Annotated in this window: 10 protein-coding genes; 3 read left to right on the forward strand and 7 right to left on the reverse strand. The window is 65.9% G+C overall.

The window, feature by feature from the left end:
• Positions 1–118: 118 nt before the first annotated feature.
• Positions 119–709, forward strand: a complete 591-nt coding sequence (locus K0B96_RS00265) for a hypothetical protein (protein WP_220162474.1) — start codon at positions 119–121, stop codon at positions 707–709.
• Complete coding sequence (locus tag K0B96_RS00270; protein ID WP_255558764.1) at positions 706–1,467, forward strand: TVP38/TMEM64 family protein; 762 nt, start codon at positions 706–708, stop codon at positions 1,465–1,467. Before K0B96_RS00265 ends, K0B96_RS00270 begins: the two co-directional genes overlap by 4 nt.
• Here the strand turns inward: K0B96_RS00270 and K0B96_RS00275 are convergent.
• The 5 genes from K0B96_RS00275 to K0B96_RS00295 all read right to left on the reverse strand — a co-directional run bounded on the left by K0B96_RS00275 (position 1,376) and on the right by K0B96_RS00295 (position 10,733).
• Complete coding sequence (locus K0B96_RS00275; protein WP_220162476.1) at positions 1,376–3,796, reverse strand: endonuclease/exonuclease/phosphatase family protein; 2,421 nt, start codon at positions 3,794–3,796, stop codon at positions 1,376–1,378. The two genes, K0B96_RS00270 and K0B96_RS00275, sit on opposite strands and share 92 nt — an antisense overlap.
• 10 nt (positions 3,797–3,806) lie before the next feature.
• A complete protein-coding gene (locus K0B96_RS00280; RefSeq protein WP_255558765.1) occupies positions 3,807–5,102 on the reverse strand; it encodes a glycosyltransferase in 1,296 nt (431 codons plus the stop codon).
• Positions 5,099–7,360, reverse strand: a complete 2,262-nt coding sequence (locus tag K0B96_RS00285; protein WP_220162477.1) for a glycoside hydrolase family 15 protein — start codon at positions 7,358–7,360, stop codon at positions 5,099–5,101. The genes K0B96_RS00280 and K0B96_RS00285 overlap by 4 nt, the downstream gene beginning before the upstream one ends.
• A 248-nt stretch (positions 7,361–7,608) precedes the next feature.
• A complete protein-coding gene (locus K0B96_RS00290) occupies positions 7,609–8,070 on the reverse strand; it encodes a response regulator (protein ID WP_220162501.1) in 462 nt (153 codons plus the stop codon).
• Positions 8,067–10,733 (reverse strand): sensor histidine kinase, encoded by a 2,667-nt coding sequence (locus tag K0B96_RS00295; RefSeq protein WP_220162504.1) that lies wholly within the window; start codon positions 10,731–10,733, stop codon positions 8,067–8,069. Before K0B96_RS00295 ends, K0B96_RS00290 begins: the two co-directional genes overlap by 4 nt.
• Before the next feature lie 338 nt (positions 10,734–11,071).
• Here K0B96_RS00295 and K0B96_RS00300 point away from each other — a divergent pair, with 338 nt between their 5' ends.
• Positions 11,072–11,968 carry an aldo/keto reductase gene (locus K0B96_RS00300; protein WP_220162506.1) on the forward strand — a complete coding sequence of 299 codons (897 nt, stop codon included), beginning with the start codon at positions 11,072–11,074 and terminating at the stop codon, positions 11,966–11,968.
• A gap of 156 nt (positions 11,969–12,124) precedes the next feature.
• Here the strand turns inward: K0B96_RS00300 and K0B96_RS00305 are convergent, their stop codons facing one another.
• Both K0B96_RS00305 and gndA read right to left on the reverse strand, forming a co-directional pair.
• Positions 12,125–13,129 carry a hypothetical protein gene (locus K0B96_RS00305; RefSeq protein WP_220162508.1) on the reverse strand — a complete coding sequence of 335 codons (1,005 nt, stop codon included), beginning with the start codon at positions 13,127–13,129 and terminating at the stop codon, positions 12,125–12,127.
• Positions 13,130–13,667: 538 nt separating this feature from the next.
• Entirely contained in the window at positions 13,668–15,173 is a 1,506-nt protein-coding gene (gene gndA, locus K0B96_RS00310; protein ID WP_220162510.1) for an NADP-dependent phosphogluconate dehydrogenase, read from the reverse strand.
• Positions 15,174–15,205: the final 32 nt, after the last annotated feature.

Below are 15,205 nucleotides of genomic sequence, written 5' to 3' on the forward strand. Positions count from 1 at the left end.
GCAGCGTAGAGCGGTTTTCGGGTGCGTCAAAGTCTTGCGGCGGACGGTGCGAGCGATGGGGGCGTGAGAATGTGCGGAACAGCGGCGGGGTGGGTTGTCCATCTTTGACTCCCGTCCCATGAGCCTGATCAGCGACGCCCTGAAAAAGACCGAGCAACTTCGCCTGGAACAGGCGGGCGTGCTCGCGCCGGGAATCCGCGGTCCGGCGCGCACACGGCGGGCGGTGCAGGCGGGGACTTTCGGCCAGCCGTCGTCGAAGCTGTTGTATTGCAATGTAGCGTTGTTGTTCGTCGCGCTGATTTTGATGGCGGTCGTCCTGCATCGGTCGAACGGCGCAGGGTCGCGCGTTGAAGCGTCGGCGGATTCCGCGGTGGCGACTGATCCGGCGATCGCGGCGCCCGCAACAACAACGGCGGTGGCGCCACGGGAGGCGGCGGGCACGGCGGCGGTTGCGCCGACGGCGGAAAGCCCGGACGCGACGGCGCCGGGAATGGTTGAGCCGTTCTACGATTTGACGGGAGTGACGGTGATGGGGCAGGCTACGCTGGTGGGACTTATCCGCCGCAGCGATGGACGCAGTTTTTGGGTCAATGTGGGCGAGACGCTCGGCGGCGTGACGGTCGTGAGCTACGATGCGGCCGCGGAGCGCGCGACGCTGCGGGTGGATGGCCGGCAGGAAATCGCTGCGATGCGCAACGCCTCACCGTGAGCCGCTCCGCTCCGCGCAAAGGTCAACGGCGCAGCGCACGCCGTCCCAAACAGAGCGAGCAGCCCGCGACGGGCAAAAGCCCGACGTGGCGGGAGCGGCTGCGGAACGTGACGAAGCGTCAGTGGATTTCGGCAGCCGTGGTGGTGCTGGCGCTGATCGGCATCGCGTGGCTTTACCATCACATCGACATCGATGCGGTGCACGACCGGGCGCAACGGCTCAACGGCTGGCTGGTGTTTGTGTTGATCACGGTGCTGCCGCTGCTGGGCTTTCCCATCACGATTGCGCACGCGGTGGCGGGCGTGAAATTCGGCATGGGGCTGGGCCTGGCGCTCGTGTCCGTCTCGATCCTGCTGCAACTGCTGATCAGCTACGGGCTCGTGCATCTGTTTCGCGATGTGTTTGCGCGGCGTTTGAAGAAAGTGCGGCGCCAGCTTCCGAAGGGGGCGAACGGACCGGTGACGCTGTTCACCGTGCTGCTGCCGGGCGTGCCCTATTTCGCGAAAAACTACGTGATTCCGGTGATGGGCGTGCCGCTGCGGACGTTTCTGTTGTGGGCGTTTCCGGTGCACGTGGCGCGCTCGAGCATCGCGATTTTCTTCGGCGACAAGAGCGATGATCTCACGCCGGGGCGGATCACGTTTTTCGTGATCTACGCGATCGTGATCACCGTGGGTTGCGGGTGGGCGTTTCGACGGCTGCGGTCGCAGCTTCAAGGTCCACAATCAAAGGAAGATGATCCGAAGCGCGGTGCGTGAGGTCGTTGCGTGGCACGAAGACGTGGGTCGGCTGAAAGTGCGCGGAGACGAAGATGTGATCGATGCGCATAAACGGGCGCAGCGAGGAAAACGTCTTTAACGGCCGGTGTTCGCGGCGGATCGTCTGCACGTCGCGCAGGCGCCGGAGCGCGAGAGAGTAGGGCGCGCTGCCGGGGCTGAGATTCATGTCGCCGCAAATCATCACCGGCTCGGCGTCGATCACGGGGCCGAGCCATTCGTCGCTGAGGAGCGCGCGCATTTGCAGCAGGCGTTCCTTGGGGCCGAGGCCGAGGTGGGTCGTGACGATGTTGACGGTGGCTTCGCCGATGCGCACGCGGCCCCAGATCGCGGAGCGCGGTTCGCGCCACCAGCTCTTGTGATCGGCGGGCAGCAGCGCGCGCCGCACGACCTCGACGGGCCAGCGGCTGAGCAGGGCATGCCCGTAGTGTTCCTCGCCCCGGGTGATCGTGGGGCAGAACACGACGTGCAACCCGAGCTCTTCGGCGATGATGCGGGCCTGATCCTCGGCGCGGGAGCGTCGGCGGCCGAGGTCGAGTTCCTGCAGCGCGACAATGTCGGGCTCGTGCGCACCGATGACGCGTGCGATGCGGCGCGGCGAGACGCGGCCATCCATGCCGGAGCAGCCGTGCGTGTTGTAAGTCATGACGCGCAAGCGTAATTCGGTGCCGCGTGTGACGATGGCGCGGGGGATGGCTTCGCGGCCGAGGTGATGGCGCGCCGCGGCGCGCAGGGCGGAGGGGCGCACGAAGTCAGTGGATTCCGCCGGCAGGCGCGTGCGCGGCGGCAGGAGGAGAAAGCCGCGGGATTCTTCGGGGCCGAAGCCGCCGTGCGCGCCATGCTCGGCCGCGAACGACCACGGGATGTCCCACGGCACCCAGCCGAAGGCGATGAGATCGCCGGCGTTGGGGCGGCCGCAAAAATAGACGAGATCCTTGGTGATTTCCGCGGCGATCGCGGGCGCGTGCGGCAGCAGGGCGGGCAGCTCGTCGGGGATGCGTGTTTCGCCGTGGCCGTGCACCCAGATGAGCTGTTCGCCGCGCCGCACGATGACGCCGGGCACGTGAAATTGATCGACGAGCCGCCGCGCAATGGCGTGCCGCTGATCGTCGGTCAACGGCTCGGCGAAATAGATGTGGCCGACGGGGCCCATGTCGGCGACGACGAGACCGTGCGCGGCGACCGTGCCGGCGATCGCTTGCTCCAGATTCGGTTTCGAGACCGGCCGGGCGCGCGAGCCGACGAGGCCGCGCACGGTGCGTTCGGGGATGCGTTTCGTCCACGCCGGGTCTTGTTCGCGGGCGAGTTCGAGGCAGGAGCTGACGGCCGCGGTGAGGCCGCCGGGATAGACGAGCGGATACGGGCGGGTGTGTTCCTGTCCATGGTCGGAGAAAATCCACACGGCGTAGTCGCGGCGATTGGAGCGGTGCGCGGCGCGCACGAGGTGCTTGATGGCGCGATCGATGCCGTGCAGCGACCAGTGCGCGAAACGGGAACCGGGGCCGCGGGCGTGGGCCTGTTCGTCGTAGCCGACGAAGTTGAGATGCACGATCGGGAGCCCGCGCGTGACGTCGATCTGCCCGCTGATCATGAGCAATTCGCGCAGGCCGACGCCGATGAAGACGCGGGAGGCGAGGAGGGTGAGTTCGAGGCCGACTTTGCGGCCATGCACGATGCCTTTGGCGGCATCCCAGACGGCGACGGCGAACTCGACGATCAGCAGCCACGCGATGCGGATCGCCGAAGGCAGGTGAAAAATGATGAAGAGGAAAATATTCCGGATTTTGCCGGTGCGCCACATGTCGCCGAAGCCGATGCTGGCGGCGCAAAAGTGGCTTTCATCCTGGCCGGCGCCACCGGTGTAAATGTTGGACCAACTGCTGCCGCCGGTGAGGAGACCTTCGCCGCCGACCGCGGCGCAATCGGCCTCGGCGGACTTGGCCCATTCGGAATCATACATCCGGCCCAATTCGCCGCGCTTGCGGTCGAAAAAACTAAACGCAGGCACGGCGGAGTGAACGCCGTAGAACAGCTCGGCCTGCACCGCCGGCGTGGTGGAAGGGATGCCGGGATAGAACGTGCGCATCTCGTAACCCTCGCGGCGAATGAGGCGTTGCAGGAAAGGCATGCGGCGATGCGCGAGCGCGCGCTCCAGTTGCGTGCGCGCGAAGCCATCGATCTGGATGAGAAGGAGGCCGGGCTCCTCGCTGGTGCCTTCGGACGGCGTGAGGCCGAGGTGGCGGATGGCCCACTCGCTGCGGCTGAGGCGACGCCGCCAGCGGCGGGCGATGGATTCGATACCGGCGAACATACGGGGCCGATCAGGAGGCGGCCGCTTCGCCGTCGCTGCGCATGGCATCGATCACGGCGGTGGCGGTCGAGGCGAGGAGGTTCCATTCGACCTGGAGGCGATTGAGGAAGGAACTCCACGGGCTCTGCTCGTTGACGAGGCGTTCGCGGCGGGTGGCCCGGCGGACTTCGCGATAGAAATCCAACGCGAGCTCGGCGCAGTGTTCGCGGGAAAATTGTTTCGCGGTCTCGCTGGCGGTGGCGGCGAACCCCGCGCATTCCCGCTTTTGTTCGCGGAGGCGGGCGAGGTGGCGCGCGAAATCGTGGACGGTGGCGTCGGCGGCGAGGAGGAAGCCGTTGCGCTCATGTTGCACGACTTCGCGCACGCCGTTGGCATCGAGCGCCACCACGGGGAGGCCGGCGGCCATCGCTTCGGCGAGCACCATGCCCTGCGTCTCGCTGAAAGAGGCGAACGCGAAGACATCCATGGCGCGATAGGCGTCGTGCAGCGGGCGGCCGGTTTGTTTGCCGGCGAGGATGAGGCGGTCGCCGACGCCGGCTTTCTCGCAGACGGCGCGCACATCGGCTTCCGAAGGCCCGCCGCCGACGAGGAGAAAAACGGCTTCGGGAGCGCTCCGCAAAAATTGCGCGATGGCTGCGGTGAGGAAGGGCAGATTCTTCTCCGGCGCGAGGCGGCCGACGTGGCCGATGACAAAGGCCGCAGGCGGAATCTTGAACTTGCGCCGGGCGCGGGCGCCGTCGCCGCGGGCGAACGACGCGAGGTCGATGCCGGTCGGCACGACTTTGATCGGCGTGGTGACGCCGCGGCTGCGGATGAGTTGCTCGATGCTTTCGCTGGGGGCGATGACGCCGTCGCAGAGGTTGGCAAATTCGGTGGAGAGGGAGATCGCGAATTCCTTCAACGCGGGCGAATCGAAGGGCACGTAGTGGGTGTAATCTTCGTAACGCGTGTGATGCGTGAAGATGACCGGCGCGTTTTTATCGGCGGCGATGCGGAGCGCGGTATCGCCGAGGAGAAACGGATGGTGGGCGTGAATGATGTGGGCGTTGAATGCGGTGAGGCGGTCGGAGAGGCCGGCGGCGAGCGGCAGGCGCACGGAGAAATCGCTGCCGTTGAAATTCTGGATGGCGGGCACGCGTTCGACGACGGATTCCTGGCGCGCGGGGAGCGGCGGGCCTTCGAATTCGGGGGCGACGACGAGCACGCGGTGCCGCCGCCGCCGATATTCCTCGGTGAAGGTGCTCACGGAGCGGGCCACCCCGCCGACATGCGGCAGGTAGGTGTTGGTCATCATGCAAATGTTCATGGAGAAAAGGGGAGGAGGAACGTCGTCTCGCGCGTGCCAGCGGCGATGACGCGCGGCACGCAGCCGGGCACGCGGACCTCGATGATCGGCGCGGCGCCGCGCCACAGGGCGTCGAGCGCGAGGGTCACGCCTGCCGTGGTCGCGGTCAGGCGCACGCCGACGCGGCCGAAGGGCGTGAGCGTGCGGCCGAGCGAGACGGGGGCGCCGGGTTGCAGCCAGGCGCGGCGGAGGCCGGCGCCGAGGACGAGGCGGTCCGGCTCTTCGCGCACGAAGCAGTTGCGGATCATCATGAGCCAGTCGGCCGCGGCCCAGATGTGCTGGCCATCGCCCATGCAGCCGCCGCCGGTGCGCGGATGAATGGCTTCGGGCCACTGGCCGGTGGGCGAGGTGAGCTGCGCCACGCAATCGATCAGCGCCCACGCGGCGTCGAGTTCGCCCGCCCGCAAACGCACCTGCGCGAGATGCAGCGTGAGGTAGGCGTTGATCCCGGAATGGATCATGTTCTGAAAGAAGCCGCCGTTGAACGTGCTGTGGTCGCGCAGGTAATCGGCGGTTTTCAGGAGGCGCGGATCGCCGGGGGAAAAGAGCTGCAGCGGGTAGTCGGCGACGAGGTTGCCGACCGCGCCGGAATCCATGCGGCGTTTCGGCGAGGCGGGAATCGCGCCGGGGAAACGGCGTTGCGGGCCGCTGGGGAAAGAGCGCTCGATCGTGGCGAGAAACTCATCGGCTTCGGCGCTCCATGCGTCGGCGTGGCGCGGGTTGCGTTCGCGCCAGAGTTGCGCGGCGCAGCGCAGCCCGGCGACGCTCCAGAAGTCGTCCCAATAATAAAAATCGTTGGGGCCGAGATGCTCGGCGCTGAAGCCGGCGGGGAGCAGGCCGGCTTCGGGGCGGCCGGAGTCGCGCGGGAGGCGTTTCTTGGTGATCCAGCGCGCGCCTTTGGCCACCGCGTCGAGCCACGCGGAGGGGAGCGGCTCGCCGGTGAGCGCGGCGAAGCGGGCGTAACTCCAGATGGCTTCGCCGTTGGAATCCCATTCGCCTTCCTGCGAAAGAAAGTAGCCGTCGCGGCGCTGGCGCGGCGCAAATTCGCCGAGCGCGCGCCGGGTGCGCTCGACGCCGCCGAGCGTGAGGAGGGCGTTGAGCAGAAAGGCGGCGTCGCGAAACCAGAAGCGTTTGTAAGTGTAAGGGCCGGGATAGACCTCGCCCGGCGCGTGGAGCACGAGGTTGGCCGCGGCGGCATCGAAGAGGCGTTGGATGAGCGGATCGGGGACCTCGAGTTTCGCGAGCGGGGCGAGGGCATCGGTCCACGATTCGGTTTGGGCGAAGACGGGGCGTTTCTTGGGTTCGAGCTCGTTGTAGATCGGCGCGCGCACGACCAGCGCTTCGTCGCCGAGGGTTTCGAGGGGGAAGAACGCGGCGGCGGTGGCCATGCCGATGCTGTCGCGCACGTGGCGCGGCGAGGCGGTGTCGCCGAGGCGGTGCGAGACGTCGCCGGCTTGATAATGCGACAACACATGGCGCGCGGGGCGGCAGTCGAACTCGATGGGATGGCGGGCGTTGACGAGCCAGCCGCGGTCTTCGTCGGCGACGGCGATTTCTTCGAGGAAGCTGACGCCTTCGGGATTGTAGGGGCGGAGGGCGACCACGAGGTCGCCGTCGTCGGCGCCTTCGACGCGCGCGGACACGCAGCAGTGCGGTTCGTGCTGATCGAGGCAGAGCGTGGTCTCGGTGACGATCGTGACGCCATCGCGAGTGGCGCGGGACTGCACGCGCAGCGCATCGGTGAGCGCGAGGGTTTGCTCGAACGTGGCGAGTTGCGAGGGGAACAGCGGCGGGCCGGCGCGCGGGACGAACCAGAAGTCGAGGGACCAGCCATCGAAGAGCGGCGTGACGAGGCCGCGGGGATCGACGATGGGATAATACGGCACATCGGGGACGCCGACGGCGGTCCAGTTGCGATGCGTGAGGTTGATGTGGCTGAACGAAAACGCGCGCGGGATGAAGGATTCGTCGGCGGGGTTGAACTGGCGGTCGACCCAATAAGGCCACACCCAGTCGAGGTTGTTCTGAATGGCCTTGGTGTTAACGAGGCCGCGCGCGTGGAAGAGCATCCCGGCGCGCAGGAGCTCGATCGGCTCGGCGACCTCGGAGGGTTGCGCAAAGCCGCGCAGTTGCGCCAGCAGCGCAATCGGATCCAAAAATCCGTAGGCGCGCGCGGCACGGGTGATCAGATAGCGGATAGGCCACGATTTGAGCAACATGCGGGAGTCTTCCCCTTCATTGTCCGCTTGGAGCGTCCAAGGTGCCTGCGCGGCGGGTTTTTCCCGGCGTGCGTCGCTGCGCACGGCTGGGGCGCGCACGCGCATCAGGCGCGAGTTTTAACAGGTTTGGCGGCGCGTGCGGCGCTCGCGCGCGGTCCGCAGCGTGGGGCGTCCCAGCTCGCGTCAAAGAAAGCTGGCCGCGCCGGGGCGCGCAGAGGGGCGCCGGCGCCGCGGGCAACCGATTGCGTTCAGCGCTCCGATGAAGCGGGCTGGGGCGCGTTGGCTGCGAGAGCGGTGGGCGTGAGTTCAGCCAGGACGGGGCGGAGGGTTTCCGGCGTCGGTGGCTTCACGAGGTAGCGGCGGATGCCGAGAGTCTCGGCGCGGGCGCGATCGCTGTTTTCCGCGGAGGAGGTGAGAATAAAGACCGCGAGGTCGTGCCAAGCGGGATGGGCACGAATGGCCGCCAAGACATCGAGGCCGTAGATGTAGGGCAGTTTGAGATCGAGAAACACCGCGGCGGGCGCGACGTGCTCCTTCGCTTGCGCGGCGCAACCGGCGAGGTAATCGAGCGCCGCCTGGCCGTCGCCGGCGATCCGCACAGGCCGGGTATTCCCGGCGAGGCGGAGCGCGCGTTGCATGAAGAAGACGTCGTCTTCGTTGTCTTCGACCAGCAGCAAGGGCGCCAACGGGTTGAGGAGGCCGGCGCTCATGAGCGGGAGGCGAGGGACAGCTCGATCCAGAACCGGCTGCCGGAGACGCCGTCGGAGTGCACGCCCACGGAGCCGTTCATGCGCTCGACGGCTTTGCGCACGATGGCGAGACCGATGCCGGTGCCCTCGTAGGCGTGTTCGGGGTGCACCCGTTCGAACAGGCCGAAGAGGCGCGACTGATGTTCGGGTTTGATGCCGATGCCGTTGTCTTCGAACCAGAGCCGGCCGCGATCGGGAGCGGTGCGCTCGAAGGCCACGCGGATGCGCGGACGCGATTCGGGTGGGACGAATTTGACGGCGTTGCTCAAGAGATTCGACACAACCTGGCTGAGCGACGGTTCGTGGCCGATCACTTCGGGCAGCGGACCTTCGACGGCGATTTCGGCGCGCTCGGGGCGCATGTCGGGATATTGCTGCACGACCTCGTGGACCAGTTTCTCCAAGGAAACCGGCTCAAGGGCGAGGTCGCGGCGGTTCAGACGGCTATACGTGAGCAGGTCTTGAATGAGCCGGTCCATGCGGGCGCCGCTGCGCACGATGCGGCTCAGCAGCATCCGGCCGTCGGGGCCGAGGCGTTCGCCGTAATCTTCGAGCACGACCTCGGCATAGCCGCGCATCGCGCGGACGGGGGCGCGCAGATCGTGCGACACGCTGTAGGAAAACTCCTGCATCTGCGTGACGGCTTCCTGCAGCGAGGCGGTGCGTTCGGCGACGAGTTGTTCCATGGCCTCGGCGCTGCGGTGGCGTTCCACGGCAAAGGCCACTTGCGTGGCGATGGTTTCAACGGGTTGCAATTCCGCGGCGGAGAAGACGTGCGGCGCGTTGTAATACACCATGAACTTGCCCAGCAGCCTCTTCTCCAGAGTAAGGGGAATGAAGGCGAGGGCGTGGATGCCTTCCGTGCGCAACGCCTGTTTGAGAGGCGCGGGCAGCTGATCGGCGAGGTCGATGTTATCGATGTAGATCGGATGCGCATCGGTCGTGTGATGAGCCCACGGGGAATGGCCTTCCACGGCTTCGCAATAGGCGGCCGAGAGGCCGCTCGTCGCGACAAATCGCATGACCTTCTGATCGTCGAGCAGGAGGATGGCGGCGCGATCCGAACGCTGGCATTCGTAGATCGCGCGGAGCGCTACGGGGTAGATTTCGTTCAGCGCGTCGGCGCGATTGACGTGTGAAACGAGTTCGTAAACGGCGCGTTGCCGCGCTTCGGCGTGGCGGCGGTCGGTGATGTCGCGGGCGATCTTGGAAGCGCCCACAATCTGGCCGTTGGCATCGCGCAACGGGGAAATGGAAAGCGAGATATCGACGAGAGAACCGTCTTTGCGCTGACGGACGGTTTCGAAGGAACTGATGCGTTGGCCGCGGCGGATTTGAGCGATGAGGTGGTCCTCTTCGCGGAGGCGGTCCCGCGGCAGCAGGACCGTGATGCTTTGGCCGATCATCTCCTCCTCGGTGTAACCGAAGATGCGTTCGGCACCGCGGTTCCACGTCAGGATGCGGCTCTCGAGGGTCTTGCTGATGATCGCGTCCTCCGACGAGGTGACGATGGCGGCGAGGCGCCGGCTCACCAACTCGGACTCTTTTTGCTTGGCGAGTTCGTCCTGCAACAGATGCGTGAGGCGGACGGTTTCTTGTTCCCGTTCGCGCAGCCGCGCCGCCGTGGACTGCATCGCCGTGGCGACGAAATCGATCTCCTGCAGGCCGGGCGGCCGTGGCGGAGGAGGCAGGCCCTGGCCCAGGGCTTCCGTTTCGGCCACCAGCCCGGCAATGCTGGTGGAGACTTTGCGGCCGAGCTGACGCGTGAGGATGAGCGCGACGAGGACCAACAGCCCGGACAACGCGCCGCCCAACCACAAGACGCGGCGGGCCGACGCGAGGATATCCACCTCGGGAGCGCCAATCGCCACACTCCAACCGCAGACGGGCGAGCGGCTGTAGGCGGCAACGACATCGATTCCCTCCAGCGTGCGGCTGTGCATGATGCCTTCAGGCGTGGTGGTGGTGGCCTCGACGATGTCGGGCGTGGCCTTCTTGCCGGCGAATTTCTCCGCGCCGCGATTCCGCGCGGTGATCGTGCCCGTGCGATCCACGACCGTCACGATGGCTCCGGGCAGGAAACGCTCGACGGCGATCGCGCGCGCAAACGCACTGGGCTGGATCACATAATGAAGACCGTAGAGGAGTTCGCCGTCGCGCAAAACGGGCACGCTCACATTGACGCAAAAACTCTTGGCAGTCGTGCTCCAGCGGACGTCGGAAAAATACGTCTTCTTCTGGCGCAAGGCGGCCCAGATCTCGGGCGTCGGCGTGAGATTGGGAAGGGGCTGGCCGCGCGGCAGCCGGGTGTTGACCCATTCGTGGCCTGCGGCGTCGGTGACGACGATCCAGCGGTCCCGGTCGGGCGCGAGGCTTCGGGCCTGGGTGTCGAAGGCGGCGAAGTCGCCGCGTTGCAAGGTGCCGGAAATGGCGAGGCCTTTAAGCAACGCCTCCGTCTCACCAAGTTGCCGGTCGACCAGTGACGACAACGCACGGGCGGTGCCGACGAGATGGCGGCCAGCGGCGGTGCGTTGATTGAAATAGGCTTGCGCGGTGAGCACGCCGACGAGGAGGAGCGCCGTCGCAGTGATGCCAGCGACGAGCCAGCGCAGCCGATTACGCACAGAATCGGAGCGAAGAGTGTTGAGCGACTGGAGCACAGGGAAAGCGGAGCGGGAGGATGGTCCTCCGGGGGCGCGATCAAGCGTAAGAACTTGCTGCGGCTATCCGGGAAACCTGTAGGAAAACGAGCCTGCTTCATCGCGGCCGAGGCCAAAAGCTGAAAGATTCCTGAAGGCAGCATCGGGGATCGCCCGAGGCGCCGCCGCCGTATAGGCAACCGGTGGAGGCAACCCTTCGTTACGCGTGACGGAGGTGGGGGAGGGTAGGCGGCGGGAGGAGCTGACTGGGGACGAAGGCGCGCGGGGCGTTGCGCTTCGTCGGAGCCGCGGTTAGCTGCGGCATGAAATCTTCCACGTCACTTTCCTCAGTCGATGCCGCGCGCAGCGGCGAATTTCAACTGGCGCCGGGCTGGGAGGTCCACCGACTCGGTTTCGGTGCGATGCGCATCACCGGGCGCGGCATCTGGGGCGAGCCGAAGGACCCGGCGGCGATGCGGCGATTGTTGCAGCGGGTGGTCGAGCTGGGCGTCAACTTCATCGATACGGCGGACTCGTATGGGCCGGAAGTGAGCGAACGGTTGATTGCGGAGGCGCTGCATCCGTATCCCGCGGGCGTGCTGATCGCGACGAAGGGCGGGTTGACACGGCAGGGGCCGGAACGCTGGGCGCCCGTCGGTCGGCCGGAATATATTCAACAGTGCGTGGAAATGAGCCTGCGCCGCCTGCGCGTGGACTGTATTGAACTGTATCAATTGCACCGCATCGATCCCAAGGTGCCGGCGGAGGAGACGCTGGGCGTGTTGAAGAAGATGCAGGACGCGGGCAAAATCCGGCATGTGGGGCTGTCGGAGGTGACGGTGAAGGAAATCGAAGCGGCGCGGCGGATCCTGCCGATCGTGAGCGTGCAGAATCACTATAATCTCGGAAATCGAAAGAGTGAGGCCGTGCTGGAGTATTGCGAACGGGAGCGGTTGGGTTTCATCCCGTGGTTTCCGATGGCGGCGGGCGAGCTGGCGAAAGCGGGCGGGCCGCTCGATCGTGCGGCGCAGCGGCATGGGGCGACTGTCGGCCAGCTCGCGCTGGCGTGGTTGCTGCATCGCTCGCCAGTTATTCTGCCGATTCCGGGCACGTCTTCGGTCGCGCATCTGGAAGAAAACGTGGCCGCGGCGGGCCTAAAGCTCGCCGACGCCGAGTGGCAGGAGATCGAAAAGGCGGCGCCGGAGACAGATGAAGAGTGAAACTTCCGCTGCCTGAAGGGAGGAGCAAGGCGCGGTGCAAGCGGGCGATGCTCGTGCGCCCGCCGGGACCGTGCGGACGCTGTGTGGGTGGTGAATGCCTCGCGCGAGTTTCGGGCCGCGCCTTCGAGCCGTTGCGCGGAAGCCGCAAACGAACGGTTAGGAAGTGATGGAGTGCGAACGGCGCCGCCGGCGGACCGCCACCAATGTCAGGACGAGAGCGGCCAGCCCGGCGACGATTCCGGCCGCCGCCGGTTCCGGAATCGCGGTGAAGGAACGGGTGACCTCCGGCGCCCAAGCATATTCGGGCGACGAGCCGTCGTTGAGGTGACCGAATTGGTCGGCGGCAATCACGATAGCGCCACCGCCGGTGACCGTGAGTGTGTTTCCGGAAACCGTGGCCGGTCCGGACACGACGTGATAAACCACGGGGAGACCGGAGGAGGCGGTGGCGGCCAGTTCGATGGTGTTCGAGCCGCCGGAGACAAAATCAAAGCCATCGGAAATCGCGGGAAAATCGATCGTTTGCGGCGTGGCCGCCGCCGTGGCGAGATACGAACCTTTCCCCGTGATGACCGTCGTCCCGCTCCGATAGGCGAATGAAAACGAGTTCGCATCTTGGCCATTGGTGCCGGCACCGAACGAAAAAGCGCCGCTGATGTTGAGCGAAGGTCCGTCGGAAGTGCCGATCGTGCCCGTATATTTCAAGCCGCCGGTGACCGGCGTGAGCGTCATGGAAACAGGGAGGCCGGCACTCGTGAAGGGAGTCAGCGTCAGCGCGCCGGACTCGGAAAGCCCCGGCATTCCCAGGGTGAAGATCGGATAGGGCTGCAGGCCACCCGTGGTGCCGTCCGCGGAGGTATAGGTGGTGACGCTGGCGAGCGCGGACGGTGTGTAGTCCGCGGGCAGGGTGAACGAATTGATGACGGCGAAATTTTCCGTGAAGGTTTGGTACGCCAGATAGACCGGACGCGTGCCGTCACTGGAATCGGTGGAGTTTTCGGTGAAGGCGCCCATGGAGGTGCCATCTATGGACACGGCGCCGCGGAGGGCAAAATCCAGAGGGCTGGATTGATAAACGGCCTGCGCAAATCCCATGATCGGGGCGAGGAGGGCGAGGCCGAAGCCGACTCGGCAAGGGAGGCGGAAAGCGACGACGGGCATGGCCACTTTTGCACCCGCGGCGTGGGGGCTGGTCAATAAAATTTGGTGCCCTTGCGCAGCCTAAAGCCATGTGTTCAGAAGCGGGCAACGTCTGCGATGGGACTGAGACGCACGACGGAGAGAATGCGAACGCTGACGCGTAGAGGTGCGTCCGGACTCAGGCTCCTGCGTTCGGACAAGATGAAATCCCGTAGGAAAATAAAAACGGCAACGCGCGAAATAGAAACGATCTGTGAGCCACGACGCGCCAATCGCGACGCAGCATCGATTCCAAGTATCGGCCGGCCGGCAGCTACGGCGGTCTCTGGCGGCAGCGGGCACGGCGTATCCGACGGCGCCAATCTGCTTCGGTCGCGCGAGCACGCACTCTATTCAGCCGGCTCGCGGACGGACCTATCGCGACCAATCCGGGTGCAACCTGCATCGACAAGGACGATCCGAATTATTTCGTCCCGGCGGCCGGTGCCGAAAAAAGCCCACCGGCGGGAAATTCCGGTGGGCAGTATAGGTCGCGCGGTGCGGCGCAACGGCACGCGGTTTACGCGTCGAGCTGCGGGCGATTCTTTTCGGGCCAGTCGACGTGGAAGAACTTGCCGCGCGGTTGATCGACGCGTTCGTAGGTGTGGGCGCCGAAGTAGTCGCGTTGCGCCTGCAACAGGTTGGCCGGCAAGCGCGCCGAGCGGTAGCTGTCGTAGTAGGAGAGCGCGGAGCTGAACGTCGGGGCGGGCACGCCGCATTCGGCGGCGAGCGAGACGACTTTGCGCCAGTTTTCCTGCGCGGCCTTCACGGTCTTGTTGAAATACGGATCGAGCAGCAGGTTCGCGAGGTGCGGGTTGCGCGCGTAGGCTTCGGTGATCTTCTGCAGGAAGGCGGCGCGAATGATACAGCCACCGCGCCAGATTTGCGCGATCTCACCGAAATTGAGTTTCCACTTATATTCTTTTTGCGCCTCGCGCATGAGCTGGAAGCCCTGGGCGTAGGAGCAGATTTTCGAGCAGTAGAGGGCGTCGTGGATGGCCTGCACGAGCGCCTTTTTGGAGCCGCGATATTTCTTGGCGGGGCCTTTGAGAATCTTCGAGGCGGCGACGCGCTCTTCCTTGATGGCGGAGATGCAGCGGGCGAAAACGGCTTCGGCGATCGTCGGGGCGGGCACGCCCATGTCGAGCGCGTTGGTCGACGTCCATTTGCCGGTGCCTTTCTGTCCGGCGGTGTCGAGGACGACATCGACGAACGGTTTCCGTTTGGTGACGGGATCCTTTTGCTTGAGGATGTCGGCGGTGATTTCGACGAGGAAACTGTCGAGGGCGCCGGCGTTCCACTGCGTGAAGATGTCGCCCATCTCGTCGGCCTTGAGACCGAGGAGGCCCGACATCAGCGCGTAGGCCTCACAGATCATCTGCATGTCGCCATACTCGATGCCGTTGTGCACCATTTTGACATAGTGCCCGGCGCCGTTTTCGCCGATATAGGTCGTGCAAGGGACGCCGCCTTTGACCGGCTTGCCGGGGGCCGCGCCGGTGAGGGGTTTGCCGGTCTTGGGGTCGACCTTGGCGGCAATGGCGCGCCAGATCGGCTTCAATTCTTTCCACGCGCCGGCTTCGCCGCCGGGCATGAGGGACGGGCCGAAACGGGCGCCTTCTTCGCCGCCGGAGACGCCGGAGCCGATGAAACGCAGGCCTTTTTCGCGGAGCGCTTTTTCGCGGCGAATGGTGTCGGTCCAAAGGGCGTTGCCGCCGTCGATGACGATGTCGCCTTGCTCGAGCAGGGGGACGAGGCCGTCGATCACGGCATCGGTGGCTTTGCCGGCCTGGACGAGAATGACCATCTTGCGGGGCTTCGCGAGGGAGGCCACGAACTCCTCCAGGGTCTTCGTGCCGACGACGCCGCCGGGGGTGTCGGGGTTGGCGGCGACAAACGCCTCCATCTTTTCCGTCGTGCGATTATAGACGGAGATTTGAAAGCCGTGATCGGCGATGTTGAGAGCGAGATTCTGACCCATCACGGCGAGGCCGATGAGTCCGATGTCGGAGTGCGTTTTGGCCATAACTTCCGTCACCGTAGAGGTGGCCGGAGGGA

Source organism: Horticoccus luteus (assembly GCF_019464535.1).
GTDB lineage: Bacteria > Verrucomicrobiota > Verrucomicrobiia > Opitutales > Opitutaceae > Horticoccus > Horticoccus luteus.